At 60.6% G+C, this 7,982-nt stretch carries 8 protein-coding genes; 6 read left to right on the forward strand and 2 right to left on the reverse strand.

Annotation, left to right across the window (positions count from 1 at the left end):
- Positions 1-19: 19 nt before the first annotated feature.
- Positions 20-934, reverse strand: a complete 915-nt coding sequence (locus ACUH78_RS15895; protein ID WP_445333967.1) for a CobD/CbiB family protein — start codon at positions 932-934, stop codon at positions 20-22.
- A 187-nt stretch (positions 935-1,121) separates the two neighbouring features.
- Entirely contained in the window at positions 1,122-1,730 is a 609-nt protein-coding gene (locus tag ACUH78_RS15900; RefSeq protein ID WP_445333966.1) for a CoA pyrophosphatase, read from the reverse strand.
- Between the two features lie 197 nt (positions 1,731-1,927).
- On the opposite strand from ACUH78_RS15900, the gene ACUH78_RS15905 reads away from it, so the two are divergent.
- From ACUH78_RS15905 to ACUH78_RS15930, 6 genes are all read left to right on the forward strand, one after another.
- Positions 1,928-2,377 (forward strand): GspH/FimT family pseudopilin, encoded by a 450-nt coding sequence (locus ACUH78_RS15905; protein WP_510497572.1) that lies wholly within the window; start codon positions 1,928-1,930, stop codon positions 2,375-2,377.
- Between the two features lie 39 nt (positions 2,378-2,416).
- Complete coding sequence (gene pilV / locus ACUH78_RS15910; protein ID WP_445333964.1) at positions 2,417-2,860, forward strand: type IV pilus modification protein PilV; 444 nt, start codon at positions 2,417-2,419, stop codon at positions 2,858-2,860.
- A gap of 2 nt (positions 2,861-2,862) precedes the next feature.
- Positions 2,863-3,915 carry a PilW family protein gene (locus tag ACUH78_RS15915; protein WP_510497573.1) on the forward strand — a complete coding sequence of 351 codons (1,053 nt, stop codon included), beginning with the start codon at positions 2,863-2,865 and terminating at the stop codon, positions 3,913-3,915.
- On the forward strand, positions 3,908-4,462 hold the full coding sequence (locus ACUH78_RS15920; protein ID WP_445333962.1) for a pilus assembly PilX family protein: 555 nt from the start codon (positions 3,908-3,910) through the stop codon (positions 4,460-4,462). Before ACUH78_RS15915 ends, ACUH78_RS15920 begins: the two co-directional genes overlap by 8 nt.
- A 13-nt stretch (positions 4,463-4,475) precedes the next feature.
- Positions 4,476-7,640, forward strand: a complete 3,165-nt coding sequence (locus tag ACUH78_RS15925; RefSeq protein WP_445333961.1) for a pilus assembly protein — start codon at positions 4,476-4,478, stop codon at positions 7,638-7,640.
- 1 nt (position 7,641) lies between these two features.
- Positions 7,642-7,982 (forward strand): hypothetical protein (locus tag ACUH78_RS15930; protein WP_445333960.1); only part of this gene is annotated, 341 nt, incomplete at its 3' end.

The following is a 7,982-nucleotide window of genomic DNA, read 5'->3' on the forward strand; positions in this document are numbered from 1 at the left end:
CTTGTTGAGATGAAACGTGTCACCCGCCCGCCGCGCCCGCAACCACGAGCAGCGCCAGCAGGAACAGACACACCAGCAGAGCCCGCCAGAGCAGACCCACCGTACCTTGCATGTGGTCGACGCCCGCCTCGCTGCCCAGCCCCATCTCGGGCCGTTCGACAAGCGCACCCGCTTCGTGAATCGGCCCGCCCAGGCGGACACCCAGCGCGCCACCACCGCTTGCAATCAGTATAGCCGACGACCTCTCCGGCCACAGCACCGCCTGCGACCGCCAGCAATACACCGCATCCTCGAAGTTCCCCACCACCGAAAACACCAGCGCCGTCAGCCGTGCCGGCAACCAGTCGAGGGCGAGAAAAACGCGCTGCGCAAATCCGTCGCAAGCACCGGACTGCACCGCGCGCCCAGCCGCCAGCAGCGCCGCCAGGCGATAGAGCACCACCCCGCTCGGCCCGGGCAGCAGCACGAACCAGAAGATCACCCCGAACACCGAACGGTGCGCTGCAACCAGCGCCTGCTCGATCGACAGCCGTGCAACCTCTCCGGTGGTCGCGGCGTCATGGCGCACGCCACGCCAGTCCGACAACAGGGCACGCGCGCCATCGAGATCCCCCATGCGCAGCGCCACGTGCACTTCGTTGAAGAACCGACTGTCGCGCGCAAACCCCATGCCGGCGAACAGCACCGCCACGTTGAACAGGAAGGCCAGCAGCGGATGCAGCGACCACAGCATGCCGTACAGAACGGCGCTCGCCAGCGCAGTCGCGGGCACGACCAGCAACCAGGCCGTCCGCCCACCCGCCCCGGTGCTCGCCTGCACGCGGCGCTCGAACCAGGCGACGAAGCCCCGGCCGAGCCTGCCCGCCAGCGACCCGGCACCTGCCGGCCAGAATTGCTGCAGCACGAGCGCAACAAACAAGGAAAGAAGGGTCATGCGGCAGCCCAGGAAGGCATCAGGAGCGAAACGTGGAATAAAACTGAAAGACTGAAAGACCGAAAGACTGGAACGACTCCAGAATAGTACCGCAGCACCCTACCGGACATGCTGCGCAGGCGACGTATGCACGCAACACCTGTTGCATCCGCGCCCGCGCCTGCATGTGGCACCGACGCCGTACAGATCAGCTGCGCTGTCCCAGCAAGCGGTACAGCGACATGATGATCCCCGCCGTCGCGCCCCAGATGAAATACCCCTGGTACGGCATGGCATGGAAGGTGCGCAGCCGCCCCTCGTGCACGATGCTGTGTGCCTCGTGGTTGGCCGGGTCGAGAAAGTGCGCCAGCGGCACCTCGAACGCCTCCGCCACCTCGAAGGCATCCAGCGTGAGCTCGAACGGCGGCCGCACCACCCCCACCACCGGCGTCACGCGAAACCCCGTTCCGGTCAGATAATCGGGCAAGGCACCGAGTAGCTCCACATGGCGGCGATGCAGGCCGATCTCCTCCTCCGTCTCACGCAGCGCAGTCTCCACCGGCGACGCATCACCCGCCTCCACCCGCCCCCCTGGAAAGCTGATCTGGCCCGGGTGGTGGTGCAGGTGGTCGGTGCGCTTGGTGAAGAGCAGCGCGGGCGCCTCGGCGCGCACCACCACGGGCACCAGCACCGCAGCCGGCGTGGGCGCGCGATTGTCGGCAAGCTCGGCCCAGTCTCCGGAGGGCGCACGCGCAGGCGCGGCGGCGAGGCGTTCTCGCAGCGTCGCGATATCGCCGACGGACGGGTAATACGACACGGCTGGCTTCCTCATCGTGCTGATATAAACACTCTTGGACTAAAACAGATGCTGCGCCGGAGGTGCGCATTATCTCACCCGCAGCAGCGACGCACACGGTCACGCCCATCCGAAAAAGGGCTCCGTTCGTCAGCACCCGGTGGCACCTGCAAAAGCGACGCCGCACACTACAAACACAGAAATCGGACATCAAGCCAATGAAAAAGAGGCAACACAGGGGGTTCACCCTGATCGAAATGATGATGACGGTCGCCATCATGGGGATCATTGCCACCATCGCCGCCCCGTCGTTTGTGGAGATGATCCGGAACAACCGGGTGACGTCCGCAACCAATGAAGTGCTTCTTTCGCTTCAGCTTGCGCGCGCCGAGGCGATCAAGCAGCGTCGCACCCTGACGGTCTGTTCCGGAGCCAGCGCCTGCACCAATAGTGCGGACTGGTCTGGCGGATGGATCGTGAGTAACAGCGACGGTGTAATCCGGGTCTGGGACGCCCGAGCAAACCTCAGCATCACGGGGCCCGCCGGGGGCGTGATCTTCTCGGCAGATGGTCGTGGAGGTGCGGCCGAAACCGTCACAATTTCATCGGACAGCGTTTCTCGCACGATCGACATCACTCCTACTGGGCGTGCCAGCGTCAGACACTAAGCTCACCCCACCCCCTAGACACGGCAATACGGTGATTCCATGCACAAACAATCCGGCTCATCCCTGCTCGAAGTGCTCGTTGCTGTGGTGATCCTCGCGTTTGGTCTGCTGGGCCTCGCGGGGCTGCAGGCAACTTCGGTCAAGAGCAGTCATAGTGCCTATCAACGCTCGCAGGCAACCCTTCTCGCCTATGACATGGCCGACCGCATGCGTGCCGCCCGCGAAGATGCGCTCGCGGGCCTGTTCGACAACGGCAGCACCCACGCCGGTCGGACGTCTTGGGATGACTTAATTCTGCGCACCTTGGGGGCCGGCGCCGCGGGCACGGGCAGCGTTGTGCGCGCAGCGAACGATCGCGTCACCATCACCATCAGTTGGAACGACAACCGCGGACGGATCCGGACGAGCACTACGGCAGATGCGGCCGGTTCGGTATCCGCCACCGACGACGTGTCCGACTTTGTCTTCCAAACGGAGTTCTGAGCATGCGCGTTAGCACTAGACACCAACGCGGCCTGACGATCGTGGAGCTGATGGTCGGCTTGGCACTCGGGCTCTTCCTGCTTGGCGGCGTGCTGCACATCTACCTGAGCAGCAACCAAACCTACCGCAGCACTGAGGCCTTGGCGCGCATGCAGGAGAATGGTCGTTTCGCGATGGATTTTCTTCTGCCCGATATTCGCGAAGCTGGGTACAAGGGTGTTTGCAGCCGGGATCAGCCAATCAAGACGCATTTGAATACCACTTCCGCAGACAAGTACTTTGATGTAGGCGCAGGTATTGAGGGATGGGAAGCGGGAACGGGCGGGAACGCTCTTCCGGACTATCTTGCAGGCACCGACACCATCCTGCTCAAACACGCTGCGGCGTGGTCTGGGGTTACGGCGAGCGGCAATACAGGCACCAACGCTGACACCATTAACCTATCAGGCAGTAGTGGCATCCCCGCAGGCACCATCATGGTGATTTCGAGTGAAATTGGCTGCGAGATCTTTCAGAACACCAACAACGCGAACGCACACGCCATCACCAAAGCGAGCGGAGGGGCAGTAACCCCAGGTAACGTGACCCCAGGGGACGATTTCATCGATGGCTACACGGGCACTATGGAGATCAGTTTCCTGCAAAGCGCCATTTATTACATCAGCCAGCGGGCGGGAGCGCTTCCGATGCTTCGGCGCGTCACCTTCAACGCGGGAACAGCCGTCACGGCGGCCGCAGAAACCGAATTGGTCGAAGGCGTCATCGACATGCAGATCTGCTACGGCGTGGACACGAACGAAGACATCAGCGTCGACAGCTTCGAGAAGGCGAATGCCGTAACCAACTGGGACGACGTTCGCGCCGCCCGCATCACCGTGGTCACGGTAAGCCCGCAGGAGAACGTGGCTACCGAAGCGGTCTCCGTGCAGTTTCCCGACTGCGACGGAGCCGTGCTGACGCGCACCGCTGCCGACTATCCAGAACTTGGCCAGCGACGGCTCGCGCAAGCTTTCACCTCCACCATCGGTCTTCGTAACAGGCTGCATCATGAATAAGCACCCAACCTCCCGCCCCCGCCAGCACGGCACGGTTCTGCTGGTTGCGATGATCATGCTGCTCGTCATGTCCATGCTCGGGATCAGCAGCATGCGCGGCACCGCGCTCGAAGAACGCATGTCCGGTAACTGGCGCGACCAGAACCTGGCCTTGCAGGCAGCAGAAGCCGCCCTGCGCGAAGCCGAGCGCAGTCTGCCCAACCTGCGGCCTGATCCGTGCCTCAGCACGCAAACCTGCCAAGTGTACGAACTGCTGCAGAACGACTCCGCCACCTACAACTATCTGCTTTCGACCGACCCGGTCAAACAAGCGGCATGGCGCGCGCGGGCAACGCCCTACAGCGGCACCATCGCGGGCGTGGCTGCGGCGCCGCGTTACCTCATCGAGTATCGCGGTGCAATTCGTGACTCGCTTACCAGCGGTTTCGGCTATGACGGCGCCACGGAAGGGCAAAGAGACCTCTATCTCGTCACTGCGGAAGGATTGGGCCAGACGCTCGAAACCTCACGAGTTCTTCAGACCATCTATTCGAAACGATACAACTGAAATGGACGCGATCATGAAAACCAAGATCCTCGTGCGCGCACTTCGACTCGCGCTGGTCCTTCCCGCCCTCTGGGTCGGCTCTCTCCATGCAGGACCGCTTGCCCTGCCCGACGCACCGCTCACGGTATCGGCCTCGGTGGAGCCGAATGTCATGCTTCTGATCGACAACTCCGGGAGCATGGAGCACATCATATGGCATGAGAACTTCAACCCCTCCGGAGCCTATGACAGCTGGAACTACCTTGATAGCGCTGGAAACTGGATCAGTCTGCAGAACGGATCGACGTATTATCCTTCCAATTTCTACAGAGGATCATGCAGCACCGGATTTGATAGATTTCGCCTTGGCTCGACAAGCACATATAAATGCCTGAAGCTACCGGCACCGAACGGAAGCAGCGAAACTCGCTATCTTGGTCGCTATGTGCGTTTTCTTCTCGACCAATACCCAAGCGGCACCGATCTCACTGCAGGACAGATTCCGAATGAATTCAGAATGCAGGTAGCCAAAGATGTTGCAAAAGATCTGATTAATAGCACGCCAGGAGTGCGGTTTGGCATCACCCGCTTCAACAACAACGAGGGTGGAAAAGTTGTCGGAAATTGTGGTGACACCTCGGCCAGCCTTTTGACAACAATTGATAGTCTTGTAGCAGAGACGTGGACTCCACTAGCGGAAACCTACTATGAGGTGACCCGCTATTTCCGGGGACTTTCCAGCTATTACAACTCAAACACCAACTACACCAGCCCGATTCAATACCGCTGTCAGAAAAATTTCACGATTGTTCTGACGGACGGACTCCCTACGTATGACGCCACCTACCCCTCCGACGACCCTGACGACGTTGCAGACTCCACACGCTCTCTTCCCAACTGGGATGGAGTAAACAACGACAACCCCCATGCCACAACGTCGACCGAGGGGTACAACCTCTACCTGGATGACATCGCAAAGTTCGCCTGGGATATCGACTTCAAGAAAACCGGTACGGATCTGGCAGGCGGCAGCTATAACGATCCGAAGTTCTCGAAACAGAACATGTACACCTACACGGTGGGCTTCACCGTGGCGAACCAGATGCTGGAGGATGCGGCAGGGTACGGGAATGGTCTGTATCTCACCGCGAATAACGCTGCGCAACTGACAGATGTGCTGGCAAGAGCAATGAGCGACATCCAAGGCAAGCTCGGCGCCTCCTCTTCGGCCGCAGCTTCGGGTGGCTACATTACCGCTGGCACGAAAGTCTACCAAGGGCGGCTGAACAGCGAGAACTGGACAGGCCAGTTGCTGGCATTCGGTATCGACACCAACCCGGCCAGCACGTCCTACGGCAGCATTCTGACGACCGGCAGTGGTCCGGATGGGGCTCTGTGGGACGCAGGCACCCTGATTTCGCCCACCAATCGCAGGGTCATCACGAATACGGGCAGCGGAATCCCCTTCACCTGGGCGAGTTTTACTGCTGCAGAGCAAACCGCGTACTTCAACTCCACCTCGTCGCTGGTCGACTACCTGCGCGGCGCGAACATCGCCGGGTATCGCTCGCGCACCAGCCTGCTCGGTGACATCGTGAACTCGGCCCCGCAATACGTCGCGGCGCCGAGCGCGCGCTATAAGGACAGTCTCGAAACCGTTACCTACTCCAGTTTCAAGACTGCACAGGCAGGTAGAACCCCGATGATCTACGTCGGCGCGAATGACGGCATGCTGCATGCCTTCAACGCCGAAACCGGCGCGGAAGCACTTGCCTACATTCCCGGCGCCGTTCTTCCTACACTGCGTCACCTTTCAAGTCTGGACTACCAGGACAACCACAAGTTTTACGTGGACGGCACCCCAACGGTCGCGGATGCGTTTGTGAGTGGAGCCTGGAAGACCATTCTCGTTGGCGGCTTGAACAAGGGCGGGCAATCCATCTATGCCCTGGACGTCACCAACCCGTCGAGCTTCAGCGAGGGCAATGCAAACTCGATCTTCAAGTGGGAATTCACCGACGCCCAGGACGCAGACCTCGGATACACCTACAGCCGACCGGCCATCGTGAAGCTGAACGACGGCACGTGGGCAGCGGTTTTCGGTAACGGCTACAACAACACCAGCCTGGACAACCACGTCAGCACCACAGGCAATGCAGTGCTCTACATTGTTAACCTATGGACGGGCGCGCTCATCAAGAAGATCAGCACCGAAGTCGGAACGGCGCAGGATCCAATCGGGCGGGGTCGCCCGAACGGACTCGCCACCGTCTCCCCGGTGGATCTTCAGGACGACGGCAAGATCGACTACATCTATGCGGGAGACCTTTTCGGCAATATGTGGAAGTTCGATTTGAGCAGCACGAACCCCACGCAGTGGAAGCGGGACTACCTTCTCTTCAACGCATGCGCAGCAGTCACTTGCAATCTCGACAATCAGCGCGCCATTACCACGCGGCCAACGGTCATACGACACCCTGAAGGCCGTGGGCGCATCGTCTTGTTTGGCACCGGAAAGTACATTGAGGTGTCCGACAACGGCAGCGGGACCGGTGGCCTCCAGTCCTTCTATGGCATCTGGGACACGGATCCGAACAACAGCCCCACGGTAAGCCTGTCCCAACTTCAGAAACAGGAGATTCTGGTCGAGCAGACCCTCTCTGTCACCGACAGCAACGGCAACACATTCAGCGAGCCGCTGCGTGTCACCACAAACCACCAGGTCGACTGGACAACGAAAAAGGGCTGGTACATGGATCTCGGCTTGAGCGGCCAACCGCTGCAAGGCGAGCGTCAGGTGACCAATTCCATCGTTCGGAACGGCCGACTGATCTTCACCACCATGATCCCCTCGGACAGCGTCGACCCCTGCGCCCCCGCCGGCACAAGTTGGATCATGGAGTTGGACGCTGCAACCGGATCCCGGCTGACCTATTCGCCCTTCGACCTGAATCGTGATCACTCCTTTACGCGCACGGACTTCGTAACGGTAACTGTTGGCGGTCAGACGATCAGCGTGCCGGCATCGGGCCGCAAGACCGAAGGTGGTCACGCACAAACGCCCTCTGTGGTTTCGGGCGACGGTGCTGAATTCAAATACATCTCGAGTTCGCAAGGTCTGGAAACCATTGTAGAGAACCCGGGGACCGGCATGATCGGACGACAGAGCTGGCGCGAACTCTATCTGGAGAAGAACTGACATGGGCAAGATCGCTGCAATCCTTCTGAGCCTGGCCATGGCCACCGCCTTGCACGCAAACGCGCAGAACGAGCCAGGCAGTCGCCCCACGCTGAAACAGGAGCCCGGCATCACAGGGACCGTGGAAGACATAGACCTGAACAGCCGCACGATTTCGCTGCTGGGGCAACTCTATTCCGTCCCCTTCGGCACACCGATCATGGGTTTTGGCGAAAAGGGCACAACCAACCTTGGTGTCATCGAACCAGGCATGGGAGTGCGACTGAAGCTGGCACCCGGGGGCAGCCCAATGCCGTTTAGTTTAGCCCACGGTCAGCGCTTGGGGGCTGTCGGCTCATGCCA

This window comes from Thauera sp. ZXT1-4, assembly GCF_052598215.2.